This is a genomic window from Oceanobacillus arenosus (assembly GCF_003369575.1).
GTDB classification, from domain to species: domain Bacteria; phylum Bacillota; class Bacilli; order Bacillales; family Amphibacillaceae; genus Oceanobacillus; species Oceanobacillus arenosus.
On sequence record NZ_PIOC01000032.1, the window covers coordinates 114,815 to 133,712 of the forward strand.

The 18,898-nt window shown below is 39.0% G+C and carries 18 protein-coding genes; 10 read left to right on the plus strand and 8 right to left on the minus strand.

The window, feature by feature from the left end; translation table 11 throughout:
• The first annotated feature begins 162 nt into the window (after positions 1–162).
• The 3 genes from CWR48_RS19105 (at position 163) to CWR48_RS19115 (ending at position 2,628) form a co-directional block, all read left to right on the plus strand.
• Positions 163–588, plus strand: a complete 426-nt coding sequence (locus CWR48_RS19105; RefSeq protein WP_115774878.1) for a MarR family winged helix-turn-helix transcriptional regulator — start codon at positions 163–165, stop codon at positions 586–588.
• Positions 589–1,782, plus strand: coding sequence for an MFS transporter (locus CWR48_RS19110; protein WP_115774879.1), 1,194 nt, complete (start codon positions 589–591; stop codon positions 1,780–1,782). It begins immediately after the preceding gene.
• Between the two features lie 396 nt (positions 1,783–2,178).
• Positions 2,179–2,628 (plus strand): DUF1569 domain-containing protein, encoded by a 450-nt coding sequence (locus CWR48_RS19115; RefSeq protein WP_115774880.1) that lies wholly within the window; start codon positions 2,179–2,181, stop codon positions 2,626–2,628.
• 159 nt (positions 2,629–2,787) lie between these two features.
• Here CWR48_RS19115 and CWR48_RS19120 read toward each other — a convergent pair whose 3' ends face one another.
• The 7 genes from CWR48_RS19120 to CWR48_RS19150 all read right to left on the minus strand — a co-directional run bounded on the left by CWR48_RS19120 (position 2,788) and on the right by CWR48_RS19150 (position 9,327).
• Positions 2,788–3,183, minus strand: coding sequence for a VOC family protein (locus CWR48_RS19120; RefSeq protein ID WP_115774881.1), 396 nt, complete (start codon positions 3,181–3,183; stop codon positions 2,788–2,790).
• A gap of 153 nt (positions 3,184–3,336) precedes the next feature.
• Positions 3,337–4,605: an OFA family MFS transporter gene (locus CWR48_RS19125; RefSeq protein ID WP_115774882.1), complete on the minus strand. Its 1,269-nt coding sequence runs from the start codon at positions 4,603–4,605 to the stop codon at positions 3,337–3,339.
• Positions 4,606–5,207: 602 nt separating this feature from the next.
• Positions 5,208–5,942, minus strand: a complete 735-nt coding sequence (locus CWR48_RS19130) for an ABC transporter permease (RefSeq protein ID WP_245976867.1) — start codon at positions 5,940–5,942, stop codon at positions 5,208–5,210.
• On the minus strand, positions 5,939–6,877 hold the full coding sequence (locus CWR48_RS19135) for an ABC transporter ATP-binding protein (RefSeq protein WP_245976868.1): 939 nt from the start codon (positions 6,875–6,877) through the stop codon (positions 5,939–5,941). Before CWR48_RS19135 ends, CWR48_RS19130 begins: the two co-directional genes overlap by 4 nt.
• Complete coding sequence (locus CWR48_RS19140) at positions 6,874–7,605, minus strand: MerR family transcriptional regulator (protein ID WP_115774883.1); 732 nt, start codon at positions 7,603–7,605, stop codon at positions 6,874–6,876. Before CWR48_RS19140 ends, CWR48_RS19135 begins: the two co-directional genes overlap by 4 nt.
• 252 nt (positions 7,606–7,857) lie before the next feature.
• The gene (locus tag CWR48_RS19145; RefSeq protein ID WP_115774884.1) at positions 7,858–8,499 is read right to left on the minus strand and encodes a response regulator; all 642 of its coding nucleotides are present in this window, start codon (positions 8,497–8,499) and stop codon (positions 7,858–7,860) included.
• Positions 8,500–9,327, minus strand: coding sequence for a sensor histidine kinase (locus tag CWR48_RS19150; RefSeq protein WP_115774885.1), 828 nt, complete (start codon positions 9,325–9,327; stop codon positions 8,500–8,502). It abuts the gene before it with no gap.
• 171 nt (positions 9,328–9,498) lie between these two features.
• Between CWR48_RS19150 and CWR48_RS19155 the strand changes: the two genes are divergently transcribed.
• The 7 genes from CWR48_RS19155 (at position 9,499) to CWR48_RS19185 (ending at position 17,117) form a co-directional block, all read left to right on the plus strand.
• On the plus strand, positions 9,499–10,065 hold the full coding sequence (locus CWR48_RS19155; RefSeq protein ID WP_170140816.1) for a copper resistance CopC family protein: 567 nt from the start codon (positions 9,499–9,501) through the stop codon (positions 10,063–10,065).
• A gap of 3 nt (positions 10,066–10,068) precedes the next feature.
• Entirely contained in the window at positions 10,069–11,160 is a 1,092-nt protein-coding gene (locus tag CWR48_RS19160) for a copper resistance D family protein (protein WP_115774887.1), read from the plus strand.
• Between the two features lie 201 nt (positions 11,161–11,361).
• Complete coding sequence (locus tag CWR48_RS19165) at positions 11,362–12,036, plus strand: hypothetical protein (RefSeq protein ID WP_115774888.1); 675 nt, start codon at positions 11,362–11,364, stop codon at positions 12,034–12,036.
• A gap of 44 nt (positions 12,037–12,080) precedes the next feature.
• Entirely contained in the window at positions 12,081–13,607 is a 1,527-nt protein-coding gene (locus CWR48_RS19170; RefSeq protein WP_115774889.1) for a BCCT family transporter, read from the plus strand.
• Positions 13,608–14,313: 706 nt separating this feature from the next.
• Complete coding sequence (locus CWR48_RS19175; protein WP_115774890.1) at positions 14,314–14,937, plus strand: hypothetical protein; 624 nt, start codon at positions 14,314–14,316, stop codon at positions 14,935–14,937.
• Positions 14,930–16,777: a DUF6792 domain-containing protein gene (locus tag CWR48_RS19180; RefSeq protein ID WP_115774891.1), complete on the plus strand. Its 1,848-nt coding sequence runs from the start codon at positions 14,930–14,932 to the stop codon at positions 16,775–16,777. Before CWR48_RS19175 ends, CWR48_RS19180 begins: the two co-directional genes overlap by 8 nt.
• A gap of 1 nt (position 16,778) precedes the next feature.
• Positions 16,779–17,117: a hypothetical protein gene (locus CWR48_RS19185; RefSeq protein WP_115774892.1), complete on the plus strand. Its 339-nt coding sequence runs from the start codon at positions 16,779–16,781 to the stop codon at positions 17,115–17,117.
• Positions 17,118–17,291: 174 nt separating this feature from the next.
• Here CWR48_RS19185 and CWR48_RS19190 read toward each other — a convergent pair whose 3' ends face one another.
• Positions 17,292–18,755, minus strand: coding sequence for a protein adenylyltransferase SelO (locus CWR48_RS19190; protein WP_115774893.1), 1,464 nt, complete (start codon positions 18,753–18,755; stop codon positions 17,292–17,294).
• Positions 18,756–18,898: the final 143 nt, after the last annotated feature.

Genomic DNA, 18,898 nt, shown 5'->3' on the forward strand with positions numbered 1-18,898 from the left:
AATATATCAGTGTCTTTTCAGGTATATCGGTATTTACAATTAATCTCTCCTTTTGGGACAAACCTGTCCCTCCGTCCCATTGAAATCTGGATAAAATTATGATATAGTTATCTTCGTTAACCATTTAGTTACCAAGGGTAACCATTTGAGGAGGAATTTATTTTGGAAGGTTATCTCCAACGCTTTTTAACTTTATATCGACCAATGATTACAAGGTTAAATGAGCTGCTAGCCTCGTATGACATCACATATTCACTATGGATGGTCATGTACCATTTGAAACATCGCGGTGCTTCTACATTGGTCGAAATTGCATCCCATTATGAGGTGGAAAAACCAACTATTACAAGACGTGTCCAGAAATTAATGGAGCTTGGAATTGTTGAGCAAATTTCAGGTAAAGATAAACGGGAGAAAATCATTCAATTAACGGATTCAGGCTTCAGCATCTATAACAAGGTACGCAAAGACATCACAGCGCTTGAATTCCGGCTTATGGATAACATTCCAGAGCAGGAGCGTAACATTGCTTATGAAATTTTCCCAAAAATATATAATAATCTCAAGCAAGAAAGGGAGCTTCAATAAATGAATCAAACAAAATTATGGACGAAGGATTTCATTATCGTCTCACTGATTAATTTCCTTCTTACATTAGTTTTCTATCTACTCGTTGTAACCATCGCTACATTTGCGATTGGCGAATATGATGCAACGGTTAGTCAAGCTGGTCTTGTCAGCGGAATTTTCATCATCGGTGCACTGATTGGCCGCTTCGTCTGCGGTAGTATTATCGAGATAGTCGGACGCAAGCGGCTATTAATTATGGGCGCCGTTTTATTTATTGTAATGACAGCACTATATTTCGTGCATCTCAGCATCGGTTTATTAATTGTACTGCGCCTGCTGCACGGAATTACACATGGGATGGCAAGTACAGCTGCCGGTACAGTCGTTGCACAAATTATCCCTGGACCCCGTAAAGCGGAAGGGATCAGCTACTACAGTATGAGCACAACGCTTGCTACAGCGCTTGGACCATTTATCGGTTTATTTATGCTGCAGCATACAACCTTCCAAGTTATCTTTATGTTATGCCTTATTCTCGCTGTTATTAGTTTCATTATCAGTATCTTATTGAAAGTGCCTGCTGCTATTGATGCACCTGTACAACAAAAAGGGAAAAAGTCAGGCATCTCCATTAAAAACTTTATTGAACCAAAAGCAGTACCAATTGGAATTATCATCTTATTTCTAGGCTTTGGATATTCAAGTGTATTAACATACATTAACTTTTACGCTACGGAACTTAATCTTGTAACAGCTGCAAGTTTCTTCTTCCTTGTATATTCCATCGTAGCGCTTGTTTCGCGTCCATTCTCCGGGCCTTTAATGGATAAGAAAGGCGCAAATATGATCATGTATCCGGCATTTATTTTGTATGCAATCAGCATGTTTATGTTAAGTACGGTAAGCAGCGGCTGGGTGCTTCTTCTTGCCGGTGCTGTTATGGGTCTCGGCTACGGCAACATGCAATCTGCCACACAAGCGATCGCCATTAAAGAAACAGAGCCTGCACGCATGGGACTCGCAACGTCCACATACTTCATCTTTTATGATGCAGGACTTGGACTGTCACCATATTTACTTGGCTATATTACGCCATATACAGGTTACGGAAAAATGTATGCTGTTATGGCCGCTGTCATTCTTGTCACTGGCGTCCTTTATTTCTTCCTTCATGGCTTGAAAGAAACCAAGCGCCAGAGATTCGCTCATTAGTACATGAAAAAACACCCTTCTATCATTTGAGATCGGTTTCGGTTTCGGAGTGCAAGATGTAAAATAACAGACCTTTAAGCAGTCCAATTAATATATAAATTGGACTGCTTACTTTTATTGATTTAACAATGTTAATACAAGAAATAATAGAAAACTAGCACCATAATTAGGAGGTGTTTTAGCATGACGACAATTGGGTTGTTAGAACGCCCTCCAATTATGCTGCTCTATTCGATGCAAAATACTGGAAAAATGGATGTTTAGGTTAAAGTAATGGCCGATAGTGAAACTAGAAAATTTGGCTATTTAGACGACAAAAGATATTATATTACCGAATAGGATTGCAAATAATTGAACTTAAACTGGTGCTTTAACACAACAAGGAGTTATGTACTAATGAAAAATATTTTTGATCATATGTATACAGCAGAAGTTTTAAAGCGTATTGACAAATTGAGTTCAAATTCACAACCTGAATGGGGAAAAATGGATGTTGCCCAAATGCTAGCGCATTGTTCAGCTTTCCAAGACATTGCAATGGGAAATTCTTTTCCACCAAGGAGTTGGTTAGGAATAATAGTAGGGAGGTTTGCAAGGAAAATCGTTTACAATGACAAGACATTGCCCCATAATATGTCTACTATTCCAACCATTTTAATTGCAGATGATAGAGAATTTGACACAGAAAAAGAAAAGCTTAAACAAAAGATTATCACATTCCAAAATAATGGACCAGAGAAGTGTACAACTCATCCGCATCCCTTTTTTGGAAAACTTACTTCTGAACAATGGGGGAAGGGAATATACAAGCACCTTGACCATCATCTTAGGCAATTTGGGGGTTAAATAAACATTGAAGAAATAAAAAAACGCTCAAGATTTAAAATCTCTGAGCGTTTTTCTGCCAGTAATATTGTGATTTTGCAATCCAAAACAGAACGGTTTAGTAACTTAAGAACTGCTTCAAATGAAAGAAAGTTGTTTTGTTCCTTATTCTAAAAAAATCTATTTAGCATTTTCATCCGGCTGATGAATTCCAAATACATTTCCCTCGGTATCATGATAGTATCCCTGCCACGCCATTCCAGGAAGTGCATATTTTGGCATCGCGACTGTACCGCCATTATTGAGGATCTGTTCTTCCGCTGTGTCGTAATCTTCAACACCAATTGTGCAGGCAAAAGCATTGAGAGCCTGATTTGCTTCTGGCGGCGCACTTTGACGCTGCATTAAAGCACCATTAATTCCCATTTCATTTTCATCGCCAGTCACTGCTCCAAAATAAGGCATTCCGGCATAATCAGTCCAGTCCTGAAATGTCCATCCGAATACCTCGCCATAAAACTTCTTAGCCCTTTCCATGTCATCCACATGAATCTCGAAATGAATTAATCTTCCCATCATGATTCCCTCCTGATTTTATTTCCTTCTATCAACATTATAAGTATTGACAGCTAACCGTCCTGATACACTTTCTATTTTATTATAATAGATATCAGAATTTATTCAATTGAAGTATATCATAAACTTAATCTTTTTTTGTCTGGGAAACAATCAACCTGCTATCATCTCTTCTTCCCTATCTGATTCATTATTTCCCAAGTATACTTTATCAGGCTTCACAACGAATATACTAATTAAAGCCGCAACAATGAATAAGCCCATAATGACATACAGCACCATTTCATAGGACTGTGTCTTTTCCAGCACAAAAGCACTTAGTTGATTACCTGTTAGCCCTGCCAATGCCCAGGCAGATAAGGCTAATCCATGTACAGTAGAAATATTCTCTAAACCAAAGCGATCCGATAACAGTGGTGGCAAAGAAGAGAACCCTCCGCCATAGCCTGCATTTACCGCACAAAGCAGGATGATTATAAGAATTGCGATGGAATTATGAATGCTATCAAGCACAATCGTTAATAAAATGGCTGTAATAGATAATAGAAAAATAACTTTATAGATTGAATTACGATCTTTTAAGCGATCAGCCCATGAGGAAAAAACTAAGCGTCCGCCCGCATTGAAAGTAGCTGTTAGCGAACTGACCATACCAATCGCACCGAAGCCAATGTAAGCTAAGATGCCCTTTTCTTGTGAAATTAAGGCTAGCCCACATGTAATATTAAGGTAGAACATAAGCCAGATACCAATAAATGATTTATTTTTTAATACCTTTAGATAACTGAAGCTCCCCGTTTGTACATTTTCTTCTTCATATCCGGCTGGCTTCTTTAAAGCTAAATGTCCAATAAACATCATCACTAAATAAATACCTGCTAAAATATAAAACATCGTATATATATTTGCAGCATTTACTAAAGTCCCCTCCACGTTTCTTTCCCCAAGCAGTTTTTCAATTAAAGGACTTGCAATTACCTTTGCTAAGCCAAAACCTGCAACAGCGAGGCCTGTTGCTAATCCCTTTTGATTCCGGAACCAGAGCATTAATGTTTTTACAGGTGTCAAATAACCGATTCCAAGTCCGATTCCCATGACAACCCCATACGAAAAATAAATACCTATCAATGATTTTTGATAAATGAAGAAACCTGTTCCAGCCATCCCAACGACAAAAAACAATGCCGACAAAAGGGACGACTTATGTATATCCTTTTCCACAAGCTTTCCACCAAATGCTGCAGACATGCCAAGGACAAATATTGCTAAACTAAATGCCCATTCGACTTCAGCAACAGGCTTTTCAATGTATGCTGCAATGTCCCCCTTGAACAATGACCAGCAGTACACGGTACCAATACTGCAGTGTATGAATAAAGCTGGCAGTACAGCACGAATCCACTTATTATCTAATTTACTCATGTTGATGATAACCCCTTCGTTTTTATTCGAACCAATAATTACCGAACGTTATTTATATATTTTAATGTTTAGTTCGACTTTTAACTAATTATAATACAATTCAAGTTATATTCAAGATGAATTCAGCCTCGTTTACGAAAGTTTATTAAGATGCCACTCATCGCTTTAACGTTAAAAGCAGCAACCCATACAAAATATCTAAATCCTTTAGATAGGCTTGAAGCAGCCAATCGTTCCCCACCAATGAATATTAAGGGTCATATGACACCGGCCTTTTCGTCCACTTTCATATATATTATTGCAATTTCTCTTTAAAACTATTTTTCTATGCCTTGCAGCAGGCGTCATTGGCCTGCTCTCAGGCCACGGATTTGCTGAATGGTGGAATTAACCTAAGGGGGCATAGCAAAGAAATGTTTCTTACCCTTAATAACTTTATTGGGTATTTTAAGATTGGACATCTATAAGAAAACATAAGTAAAAATGGACTGCCTTGTAACATGCAGTCCATTTTCCATACGATCCACTTAGTATTCACCCATCTTACTGAAAAGGGAGGAATCAGATGGTTTCCCTCTCACTATATTATAAAATACTGCTTATTATTTTTTATTCAAAATAAAGATAGCGCCGCCATACCCTAAGATGCACCATATAAATAGATTAAGATAATTCCATGTACTTGCTTCAAAGGTAGAGGCTGCTAATGAAGCACGCATCACTTCTGCCATTGAATAGATTGGCAGAAATTCATGAAGTGTTTGAAGCCATTCCGGAAGTCGATCCATTGGAAAGTTAACTGGTGAAAACATAAGCGCACCAAATACAACCACTTGAGAAATACCTAGCGATGCCGTTGGTGATAAGAGATAAGAAAATCCGTAGCCAACACCAATCGATGTTAAAGCAATCATTAAAAGTGCCGGAATAATTGTCCAGGAGATATCGTATCCAGGGCTATACATGAGATGTGCAACAAAGGAGGAAACAACAATTCCTGGAACGGTGATTAATAGCCATATCGTTGTTTCGGCTCCCAGAATAACGGAGCGATTAACCGGCCATGTACGCATAAATTCCATATACCCATCCGCTTTTGCGGTACCGACTTGTTGAGGCAAAATCACCAATCCTGTCATAATTAAAATGATGGTTGGTGCACCTGTTGCTAAAAACAGGATGGTGCTTGTATCGGGATCAGGAATCAGATAAGTAAATCCAATCACGATGCCAATCGATATCAAGATTTGAATCAGTGCCATGAATACTAAGAACCCTGCGTTTCTAAGAAATTGCATTTGAAAGACATACTTATAGTGACTTAACAGGTCCATCATGATTCAATCACCTCCCTTGAAGTTAGTTCAATATACGCATCCTCAATGGTAGTCGGAGACAAGGAATAATCAATCACAAGTCCTTTGTCTTCTTGAGCTTTTGCCCAATCAAGGCTTGATGATACATACGAGGGATCCACGGAGAACAATAAACGTGCTCCATTTCGATGGGCTGAAAGTACCCAGCTTGGCATCTCAATATCTGCCAATTCCTCTGATAAGCTAAGCTCCATACGCATTTGATTGCTTACCGAACGTTTTATTTCTGAGGGTGACCCCTCGGCTAATAATCTTCCTTGATTTATAATAGCAACGCGATCAACGACCTTCTCAGCCTCCATCACATTATGCGTTACCAAAATAACAGAGGTTCCGTCATCTGTCAGATTACGTATGACTTGCCAAAGCAACCGTCTGCGAACTGGATCAACATCATTGGTAGGCTCATCAAGGATAACTAATTTACCAGGAACAACTACTGCCATACAGAAGGCTGTTAATCTTCTTGCACCACCTGATAGTTTCTCACCTTCTCTATTTGCCCACTCGCCCATATCGAGCGCCTCAAAAAGCATCTCTACTCGCTTCGGATCAAATGTCTTTCCAGCTCTCATCTTTCCAATAAGTGTCACTGCTTGCTTAGGCGTTAGAAACCCCAGCGGCACTTGAGACTGCGGCTGGACGGAACAAATGGATCGTGCTCTTGCCGGTGACTCAAGTATAGATTTACCAAGCAAATGAATATCACCGCTGTCAGGAGTTAATACACCTAAAATTTGGTTTACCAATGTTGTCTTTCCTGCGCCATTTTGGCCTAGCAGCCCAAATATTTCTCCTTTATTAATACGAAATGATAGATTATCATTTGCGACAGTCTTGGATTTACCTTTACCAGTGAAAGTTTTCGTTACATTTTCTACATTAAGAATCATCATTTTAACTCCTCCTTTGCAATGAAAACACGCTCAAGGAAATCAATGACATCTTTATCCATAGGGTAAAAGGCAACCCCTTCTTTTAAGTTTTGAAGTGCTTCCCGCATATCCTCAAGCAATGCTTCGTCATTCCCAAACATTTTCTCCACTTGGCTAAGCCAGCTTTCAGCGAGTTGTACAGCCTTTTCCGAAACTGGGTCGATATCAAGATTATGTTTGATATCACCTATAACCTTCAGCCATTCCTTTATATCTTCTTCCGTCATTTGTGCGTCCATATCGATAATTTTGTTTATTTCTTCCTCATTTAAATAATCGTCATATTGCTGAAAGAGATCTTCCTGATCCTGTTGAAACAATTGAGTAATACCAAATATGAGGGACCAATTAACCTCTCTCTCAAATTCTAGGGAATGCGATACACCAAGAAGTGCCTTTTCTAACATACTTAAACGTTTCTGTTCCCGCTTAACCAACTCTAATTGCTGCTGGATTGACTCATACCAGGTCGTAGTTGCGCCTTTCAATATCTCCTTAATCTGTTCCAATGTGAATCCCATGTATTTTAATGCTAGAATGCGTTCTAACCGCATGACATCCTCATCGTTATACAAACGATGCCCCCCATCTGTCTTGGATGATGGTTTGATCAACCCAATTTCATCATAATAATCTAAAGTCCTAACCGTTACTCCCGTTTTCTTTGACAATTTACCGATTGTGTACAATTCGCCACCCCTTTTCTAATTCATTTCCTTAAGTATAAATCAACACGTTACGTGCGGTTCAATAGTTAAATGCAAAAAAGTTAAATTTTTTTGAAAATATAAATAGGATAAGAAAGCTGAAACTCTCTTATCCTGCTCTGACTTGAAAATACCGATATAATTGAAATTACGCTGATATATTTGGCAAACCCACCGATATTCGACAAAAATCGGGAAGTGACAGGCACCTCCTAAAACAGGCACCCATCACCGCTAATCCATCAGCCCTTGCTGGAATGCATAGCTTGTCAGCTGCACGCGATTATCTAGATGAAGTTTGCTTAAGATGTTTTTGAGATGACTTTTAACCGTATGTTCCGAGATAAAGAGGCTTTCCGAAATTTCTCTATTTGACAAACCTTTAGCTACCAATTGCAACACTTCTAATTCTCGGGTAGATAAGGGTGTTTTCTCTTTCGCTATTGTTTTACTTTGCGGGAATTCCTTTAAAATTTGAAAGGCGATTTCCTTTGACATTGGTACTTCATCTAAGGCAAAGGCTCTTAAGTGGTCGACCCATGCTTCCGATTGGATATTTTTTAATAAATAGCCTTGTGCCCCTTTCTTTAATGCATCGAATAAATCGGTAATATCATCGGATACCGTAATCATTACAATTTTTACGTAGGGGAACTTAAGTTTGATTCTTTTTGTTGCTTCGAGTCCGTTCATTACAGGCATTTGAATATCCATCAGAATAATATCAGGCATTAATTCTTCGGTTAGTTTGATCGCTTCTTCTCCATTCTTCCCTTCACCAATAATAAGAAAATCCTCGTATTCTTCTAAAATTTCCCGAATCCCTTCTCTTGCATGTGCATGATCATCAACGATTAGTATGCGAAAAGGCTGCATTTACTTTCCCTCCTTTTTTAACTCCATGATCGTTTCATTGGCTGTATGCTTCATTGAAAATTCCCATCCCATATCACTTGCTCGGTCTTTAATAATCTGCAGTCCATACCCCTTGCCGGACTCAATCGCCTCATTTGTAATACCAATTCCCTGATCCTTAACTTGGCAAATCCACCCATTATCTATTTGCTCTGAAAAAATCCACACTGTATTTGTCTTCGCATGTTTAATAACATTCATCACAGCCTCTTTAATACAGGCAAACAGCTCTACTTTCTCCTTCGATGATAATGTATTCTCCTGAATGGCCCATTCCAGCTGAACATCCATGAAATGATGATTCTTAAGTTCTGTTACATACTGAAAGATCGTTTCTGTCCAACTAAATGTATCTTCATTGGGTAAGTACTTCAAATTTGTAATTGCCTGACGAGTGTCTTCATGGACATGCTGTAATGTCTGTTTAATTTTTTCAAAATCGGGATCATGCTCCAAATGGTTCTTTCTCCCGAACTTATTCATCTTTACTGATAAAAGAAATAAGGATTGAGCAATTCCGTCATGCAGCTCTCTTGCCAGCTTTTCTCGCTCAATAAGTGCGGCTTTCCTGGCCTTTGACCGCCTAAGCTCTTCCTGTATCCTTTCTAAAATGGAAAACAAGTGCCGTAAAAAGACGAGTGTAACGATAAAGACCAAGATAGGAGAAAGAAAGTTCCCCACCTCCATTGAAATATAAGAAAGGAGAAATTCATGCCGAATATATTCCCATACAGCAATTGTAATTGTTGGGATAAATAAAATGAGCCATTTAATTTGTTTATATTTCAAGTCTGCACCGCTTTTCTATATATAATTGTGTCTATATTTTATCATCTATCCGAACTTTTTTAGCAAATTTGCATGTAAATCACTCTTTAGAGGTATTATGAAATAATTACATTGTATTTATAATATTTATAAGCAACTAATTGTTGCCCGGACTTATAAGGAGGAATTATTTTGAAACGTATATTTATTGCCGCAGCAGCATTCTTGCTAGTAACTTGTTTTGCCGCTCCTGCGTTTGCACACTCGCATTTACATGGATCAAATCCAGCAGATGGTGATGTTGTAACAGAGCCATTGAATGAAATTGTTCTTGAATTTGATGGCCAAATTGAAGAAGGCAGCTTTATAGATATAACAACAACTGAGGGGCAAGCTGTTGAACTTCAAGATACTATTATTGGTGAGGGTACATTAACAGGTACTGTTGCTGAACCGCTTGCAAATGATGAATATCAAGTGAACTGGAGTATTATCAGTACTGATGGTCATCCGATGGAAGGCGAATTCTCATTCATGGTCGATGCACCCGCTGCTGAATTTGACGAAGAAGCTGCAAATTCATCTGAAACAGATGTGAATGAAGATTCAACGGATTCTGCTGACCAAGTGGCTGAATCAGGAGAAACAGCTAATTCTGCAGAGGAAGAATCCTCTTCTTCAATGACAGTCATTCTAATTGTTGTTTTAGTTGTCATTGTAATCGCTGGTATCTTCTTCATTTCGAAAAGAAAGAAATAATCAATGGAACTGCTCGTAATTATTAGTCAGGTGTTTTTATATGTATGCTTCTCGGTTTTAGCAGGGAGTTTTCTTCTTCTGTTAATTCCGGAAAGCCAACGTCCTGATGTGAAAATTCCAAAGTACTTATTGCTTGCCAGCGCTGTTGCGCTGCCAATTTTTGCTTTTGTTCCTGTACTTGATATTACATTATTTATCGCTCCACGCTTAGGTTTATTTGAATCATTTAAAATTGTTCTGACAACCTATACCGTTGGAACGGCATGGAGCTTTACTCATATTGGATCTATTCTGCTAGTACTTGTAGTTGGCATGATGCGTCCTAATGAAAAGCGTATTGCTGCTTTTTTAGGGATATTGCTGACATTTGGATTAATGTTATCCATTGCTTGGTCAAGTCATGCAGGGTCAATGGTTCCTCTCAAAGGGATTACAGGCCATTTTATCCACTTATCGGCTGTCAGCATTTGGGTTGGTGTTGTCCTTATCGTTGGCTGGTTCGCTGTGAATCATAATCATTGGCTGGAATTTTTAAACTGGTTTTCGAAAGTCGCGATTGGCTGTTTAGCTGCTACAGCGATTAGCGGAATAGTATTAATGAATATCATGGTTGATGGATATACGGATTCTTGGATGGTTTCATACGGACAAGGGCTATTGATCAAGCATTTATTCCTGCTGCCACTTATTTTCTATGCATTGATAAATGGTGTCATTGTGAAATATCAATTATCAAAGAATGCTGCATTCAATCCAATTCCTTGGATACGTCTGGAGAGTTTGATTTTACTTGTTATTTTTACGATTACAGCCTTTTTTACACAGCAAGCCCCAGCCCATGACAATTACCTAACCAATGATGCAGTATCATCTTTATTCCGTCTATTTCACGACGGGGTTATTGATCCCAGCAGTACCGTTGGCTTTGCCGTGAACTTGCCTGTGGTTTATTTCTTTTTACCATCTATTTTATTTATAGGACTAATGCTGCTATCCATTTACAAAAAAGCATCTCTATTACTGCCATTTCTTTTCAGCTGTTTATTTGTTGGCTGTATATACTGTATGTTAATGATATCTGTAGTCGTTCGCTAAGTTAAATATGGTGCGGAAACTACGAGATACATTAAGGTCATGTTTTGAAGATTTTTTCAAAACATGACCTTTTTTTATATTAGGTGCTAATAGGCCCTATTTCAACTCATGTTTTTTCGAAAAAAAGACATGCTAATAAAGAGGCATGATTCAAATTTTCCGGCTCATTGATTTTATCTATGTTTGGAGGGAGCATTTGTTTTGAAATTATATCAAGCAAGAAAAGGACAATTCGTGTATTACAATAACGAGCTACATAAGATTTATGGAGTAAAGGCAATGTATAAGGAATCCATCCACCTTATCAAGCTGAGGGACTTATCACAGCATTTAACGAAGGCATCTGAAATAGAAAGATATAAAGCCCAGGTCCTGGACAGCTTTGTCTTCAATCAAAAGGCATATACGCTCAAAAGTAGAAAAGCTGAAGAAGGGGATTTTATTCTAATTCACAATCCAAGACCGGATTCCTTGGATACGTATGTTTTAAATGAAATCGAATTAGTGGAGGCGGCTGATAACAAAGGAATAACTACTACCAATTCTCATGGTGTTAAGCATAATGAGTATCTTTTAATGGAACCTGGTCGCGACCAGGACAGCCACCGAATTGACTTTAAAGATATCGAAACTGCTGACCCTATAAGCTTGCAGGAAACGGAAGCACTAGACCTTCGTAATCCGAACAATGCATTGCTCCCATCAATCGGGGACATTTATAGGCGAATCAACGAGAATGAAATATTTGAAGCAATGGTTGTTGCAGTGAAGGCTCAAATGGTTTATCTCGGAGATGGTTCTGTAATGTCGCCACTGGAGCTGCTGAATGCCGATGAGTGGGAATATCTTTATAATCTTCAGGACGATGATTCGTAATTTCATCGATACGTCCTATGCTTTTATTATATTAGGAGGTTTCTATGGCTAGAAAAAGTCAAACAGGAAATAGTGTTTTTATCATTTCTGTATTACTTACACTCATTTTTATTATTTGGGGAGTATTTTTTACAGACAACCTCGCATATGTGACTGGTAATATCTATAATGGATCCATTGATTATCTTGGATGGCTATACCTTGGTGCCACTCTATTCTTTGTCGTTTTCTCTATTTTTTTGCTGTTTTCCAAATACGGAAATATTCGGCTCGGCAAAAAAACAGACCGGCCTGATTTCAATACGGCTTCTTGGCTTGCGATGCTGTTCGGTGCGGGGATGGGGGTAGGGATTGTATATTGGGCTGTTGCCGAACCAGTTACTCATTTTACCAATCCTCCTTATGGGGAAGCCTATACGATTGAAGCAGCCAATACTGCTATGAAATTTACCTTTTTCCATTGGGGCTTGGACCCATGGGCAATTTATACGATGGTCGGACTAGCACTTGCCTTCTTTCAATATAACAAAAGACTTCCCGCAGCCGTTAGTTCCGCATTCTATCCAATACTTGGCGATAAAGTTTTCGGACCCATCGGAAAAACGATTGATATACTGTCTATATTTGCAACCGTTTTTGGCATTGCTACATCATTAGGCCTTGGCGCAATGCAGGTTACAGCTGGTATGCATCACATATTCGGCATTCCTAATGAGTTATTCGTCCAGCTGATTGTCATCGCAGTTGCGACTGTCATCTTTATCATCTCAATTAATACAGGTCTTGAGAGAGGAATCCAGTACTTATCCAATGCAGCGATGATTTTATCTTTTGTGATTATGCTGGTAGTTCTGGTTGTTGGTCCAACGCTAACGATTATAAAAGTCTTTTTTAATACGACAGGTCTCTATGTTAGCGACTTTATTCAAATGAGTTTAAGGCTGATCCCCTTTGGAGAAGGGGCTGAATGGATTGCATCTTGGACTTTATTTTATTGGGCATGGTGGATTGCCTGGGCACCATTCGTTGGAATGTTTATTGCCCGGGTCTCGAAGGGCAGAACAATAAGAGAATTTGTTATTGGCGTGTTGATTGTTCCTACGCTCGGAACATGTCTTTGGATGTCCATATTCGGCGGGTCGGCCTTAGAGCTTGTTCAAGCGGCAGGAAATGAAGGTCTGGCGGTCTTTATTTCCGAGAATGTATCATTGTCGATTTTTACCTTCTTTGAGCATCTCCCATTTAGTTCATTATTAAGTATTTTGGGATTTGCTGTCGTGGCTATCTACTATGTAACTGTGGCTGATACTGCTACCTTTGTACTTGGCATGCTAAGTGAAGGTGGAACATTAAATCCTTCTACAAAAATAAAAGTAACATGGGGTATTATTCAATCAGCACTAGCAGCAGTATTGCTCTTAGCTGGAGGCTTGGAAGTATTACAAACCGCTTCCATTGCAGCAGCCCTTCCGTTTACTATCATCCTGATAATCATGTGCTTCTCATTACTGAAAGGTTTAAAGAGTGAAGTGGAAGTGCAAAGAGGGGGTAAGAGGATCACGCGATTGTGAGTATCAAAGGCTTGCTGGTAGATGCTTTGGAGGTTATGTGATGGTCCAAAGTGTGAGGGCAGAACGCAATGCTTAAATAAGAATGATTCACATTGGTGCGAGGTTCCGGGAAATCATGTGGCAATTCATCGCGGATTGCTATCTAATTTTTACCCTTTATTTAGAAACAAAAATGATAGCGTTTTATAATAAGGCGTTCTCTTTTATATCATAAAGAACAAAAGCGCAAGCGCCCGTTTAGCGACGTACGGACTGGACTGAACCGTAGTAGATAAAGGAAACACGATGAGCGTAAGCGGTTGACTTAGATTACGGAGGTGAGGGAAGTCGCGCTACAGCTTTAGCGCTGGAGCTGGACGTGGCTATTCTCGGTAATTTAGTTATCCACAGCGTCGAATTTTATAGTTTCCTAAGCTAGTACAGAAAAAGGATAACCCATTCATCTATCGAATAGGTTATCCTTTTTAAGTTACTTCTCAAAAGATACTCACATCTCGCCAATATAATTCTTAAGAACCATACCTTTAGAACCCTTTTTTATTAAAAGACCAATCCTTTCTTCCGATTTATTGCATTTATTATTATACTTATTAAAAAGACTAAAGATTATTTCAATTCCTAATTAGATGCTATTGGAGGCTGGATTGTGAAGTATTGGGTACATCTGACATTATTCATATTAATACTATTACTAGGAGGCTGCCAAGTGAGCAATGAAGACCAAACGAAGAAGCCCTCAGAAATGAATCCAGATGAATTGCCTGACGTAAGGGCATTCGAGGATGAATTTACTCGTGGATTCTTACAATCTACGGAAGAATCAAGACCTGGCTATTATCCCTTTTTGTCAGGGACGGGGAAGTATGTGATGGACTTTCCCGCTGGAGGCGTTGTTGGAGAAGATAGTTATGCCATAAAAGAAGAAGATTACGAAGGACTATCCATTGGAGTTGATAATGATAATGGAACAGGATCTTATTTTAAACTTAATTATGATTCATTAGATGAAAAGGGGCAAGAAGATACGATCTTAGATATGATTAATCATCAATTTAATGGGGAACTTGAATTTGATAAATTCACTTCCGGAAATAGCACCTTATATCTTTCTTATTTTGAAGATGATGAAACCTATTATGGTTATGCAGGCTTTTTACAAAATGAAGTAGCGAATGGCGGAATAAGAATTATATATGAAACGGAATGTATTGGTGGAAAAGAAGCATGCGAGGGAATAAATGCTGAAAATAAAGATATTATGAAGCAACTAATTGAGTCGATTCATTTTACTTTAGAATCCAATGAAAGTGATAGAGCATTCAATGAGTGAAAATATTATATCTACTAATGAAATGAGATTACGCATGATTGATTTGGAATATAAAGATCTCGCAGAACAAAATTTTAAAAGTAAATTAAAGCAAATATATATCGAAGAATTTGGAATTGAAATTGATGCAAATATAGAAGTATTTCAATCATCGGATTCTGACAATCCGAAAATAAAAGAATCTGGTTATGATGGGACAGCAGTTCACTTTTATTCTGAAAAAGAAGGTATTAATGAAGTTTATGTCATTTCTCAAGGAACCCAAGATACTAAGGATTGGGAATATAATATTAAGGCAATGTTTGCAGGTTTAGACTACTCTCAAGCAGAAGCAACTTACTTATTTACTGAAGAAGTGATTAATCGTGTTGAAACTAAAAGTGACTTAAGTGTCATTGGTCTTTCTCATTCTTTAGCTCATAATAATAATACAACTGCACATCTAGCTTATGATACTTTTGATAAGATTTACAGTGTAAATGGAGCACAAACAAATTATTATCAATTATTTGAAATGGATAGACATTTTCGTAGAGAACTACGTAACAAATTTAATATAACCATTAGCGACCCTGACGCCATCTACAACCTAGACCCCGTAAAACTTGAAGCATTCGCAAAAGACTACTACGCAGACAAAGGGGGGAACATTCATCAAATCATTTCACTGGATGATCCATTATACGCCGTTAGTGGTACTCGCGGATTCTTTACACTTGGTGCGGTCGATTATATTGATACAAATCCAGATTATCCTGGCCTTCGTACGATCATGGTTGATATCCCCGATCACGTTATACAGGACTTTCAAGAGTTAGCTATTCAATACACGATAGCCTCCAATAAAGGAGGATTGGAGGCAGCGATATATGACATTTTAGGTGTTGACATGGGTCTCATCAATGAAATCGATGGAATAGGAAGTGTGGCAAAATTATACTTCACGAAACAGTCTGAGCTGGATACGATGATACGAAATTTAAATGATAATATACCTAAGTTAATGTCCAACATCACAACGATTACAAGCAATGCAGACGTCATTTTTGGTCGGCTGCAGGATGCAGGATATATCACTGGAAAGCAAAAGGATGTACTTGTCACGGAAATAACCAAAATCGAAAAGGAACTGCAGGGGATACAAACCACGATCAAAAGCAATGTAGGAATCCGAGATATGGGTGACTTTTTTGCCCAATTAGGTGGGGATGCTGGGTCCATTCTAAAAATTAAAGGACATATAGATGCCATTCAAGAAAGTCTAGAAACATTAAGCAAAGATGATTTTCTCGAGATTCTCCATAGGATAGGAGAAAGTCACAGTATTTCAGAAATATTGCAATCCATATCCGGAGGGAATAAATCATACATAGGGACAGATATGGTGCTAACGGCAAGAAAGGGCAAAAAGGAGATTAGAGTCAATATGTCTGCTGCCCTTCAAATGTACAATCAAGGATCAGCAATACTACAAGAAAAGGAATTCGAAATAGAGCAATTTAGCAAAGCAATTGAAAGAGAAATGATAGAGGCTTATAAGAACGAAAGAAAAAAAGTCATCCAGAAAATAAATGATATGGAAGCAAGTCCACGCTTGTATAATAATCTACTTTCCACACATGGACTGTTTCCAACATTCACGAAAAGAATCACGAGTATTCGCGCACACGAGGTGCTATATCCACTCGAGCAAGCAGATCTCGATCAAGAATTGCAAAGATTAAGAGAGACGGCAGAAAAGGCACGATTACAAATAGAAGGTTATCGCAAAGCAATTGAATCCTTGTTTGAGGAAGATGAGCGTATAGCTAAACAATTTGATTTAATAAGGGGAATATAAATTGAAGGAGACGCATTCAATTACGGTTATGGAAAAGCTGCTTCCGTGGGAGGATTTTTCATATAAAAAGGATTTGTTACGAAAATACGCAGATCATATTGGCAGGTGTGACACAGAATTTTTCTCGCTAGTAAATAAGATTTTCATTGATGAAGGGGAAAAGGGAGAAATCGTCGATGAGATGATTCTGAAAACAAAGCAATTGGAGGTTTGGAATACAAATCTACTATTGGATGTAAATTATAAAATTAGTCAAGTAGTTAATCGGTTTGATGATCAAGTCGATGAAATGAAACAACAGCGAATAACAATCACCTATGAAAATATATTCGCTATTTGACTAACAGGTAGAATTACAAAGGAAAAAAGAGAAGCATCAGAAAAATGGCTCCTATCACCGAAAAACGATGTTCGGAACCATTTAAAGTTATTTTGGCCTTAACCAAAATAGTAAATCAGGCCGGCGCATCAATCTATAAAAGAACCGTTCTAATTTCTCTAAAACACCTGCACATCACGTACCGCAAAACGTTCGGTAATGGATTGTTGACGCAGGCAGTGCAGCATATTCTTCCTGCTCACCAGTGTAAGCGTAAGGGTCTGAAAGGACAGTCAACAGCCGTTCCATTACACTGTAATCCCCTTGTTCCACAGCAGCCTCTAGCGCTTCCTCAACCCGGTGGTTCCGTGGGATGATCGCAGGATTGCTATTTCGCATCAACTGATTCGAGGATGCTTTTGATTCATTCTGTCTGGCTAATCTCGCTTGCCAGCGCTCATGCCACTCCGTGAATTCCGGAGTGCCAAACATGGTCATGTCTTCATATCTTTCAGATGTTAATGCCCGGAACGTATTCGTATAGTCGGCACGATACTTCTCCATCATACTGAGAAGATCATTGATAAAGGCTTCATCCTCTGATTCCTCGTTGAATATCCCAAGTTTTGCTCTCATTCCCGCAAGCCATTTCGAATGATACAGCTCATGGAAGCCTGAAATCTCATCCTGAGCCAGTTTGACAGCCTGTTCCCGATCATCAGCCACTAACGGCAAAAGGGCCTCCGCAAATCTGGCGAGGTTCCATGCAGCAATATAAGGCTGATTCCCATAGGCATAACGGCCTTCGACATCAATGGAACTGAATACCGTTTTCGGGTCATAGGCATCCATAAAGGCGCAAGGACCATAATCGATGGTTTCCCCGCTAACGGTCATATTGTCGGTGTTCATTACCCCATGAATAAAGCCAACAAGCTGCCACTTCGCTACAAGCACAGCCTGTCGCTTCATTACTTCCTGAAGAAGGGAAAGGTATCTGCTCTCATTCGCTTCAATCTCTGGATAGTGGCGCTTCAATGTATAATCAGCCAAGATCCGAAGTTCCTCAACCGTGCCCCATTTTGCAGCATATTGGAAAGTCCCAACGCGCAAGTGACTTGCCGCCACACGAGTCATAATCGCACCAGGAAGCTCGGTTTCACGGATGATTGATTCACCAGTCGACACCACCGCTAAACTACGAGTGGTTGGAATACCAAGCGCATACATTGCCTCGCTGATGATGTATTCGCGCAGCATTGGTCCAAGTGCCGCTCGTCCATCTCCACCGCGTGAGAATGGCGTTCTTCCTGAACCTTTGAGCTGAATATCTACCCTCTTACCTCTTGGAGTGATTTGCTCTCCTAATAGCACCGCTCGGCCATCCCCTAGCATATTGAAGTTCCCAAATTGATGCCCCGCATATGCTTGTGCAAGCGGCGAGACCCCTTCAGGAATCTGGTTTCCAGCAGACACAGCTACCCCATCTTCACTTTGCAGTGCTTGAACGTCCAAGCCTAGGGATGCTGCCAATGGATGATTAAGAATGATTAACTTCGGTGAATGTACTGGGGTTGGGTTAATGTTGGAAAAAAATAATTTTGGCAGACGGGCATAACTGTTATCTAAGTTCCATCCTGTTTTTTTACTATTTGTCATGGTTTCTCCTTTTTGTATGGTCGTCTATTCTAATAAAAATGATGCATTTGATGTTTTTAATGTCTGCTTCTGTCAGTTTATTATACCGTTTTAGCAAAAGGATAGCGTATTTTTTAAAAAAATGATTGCCTGTTACTAATTGT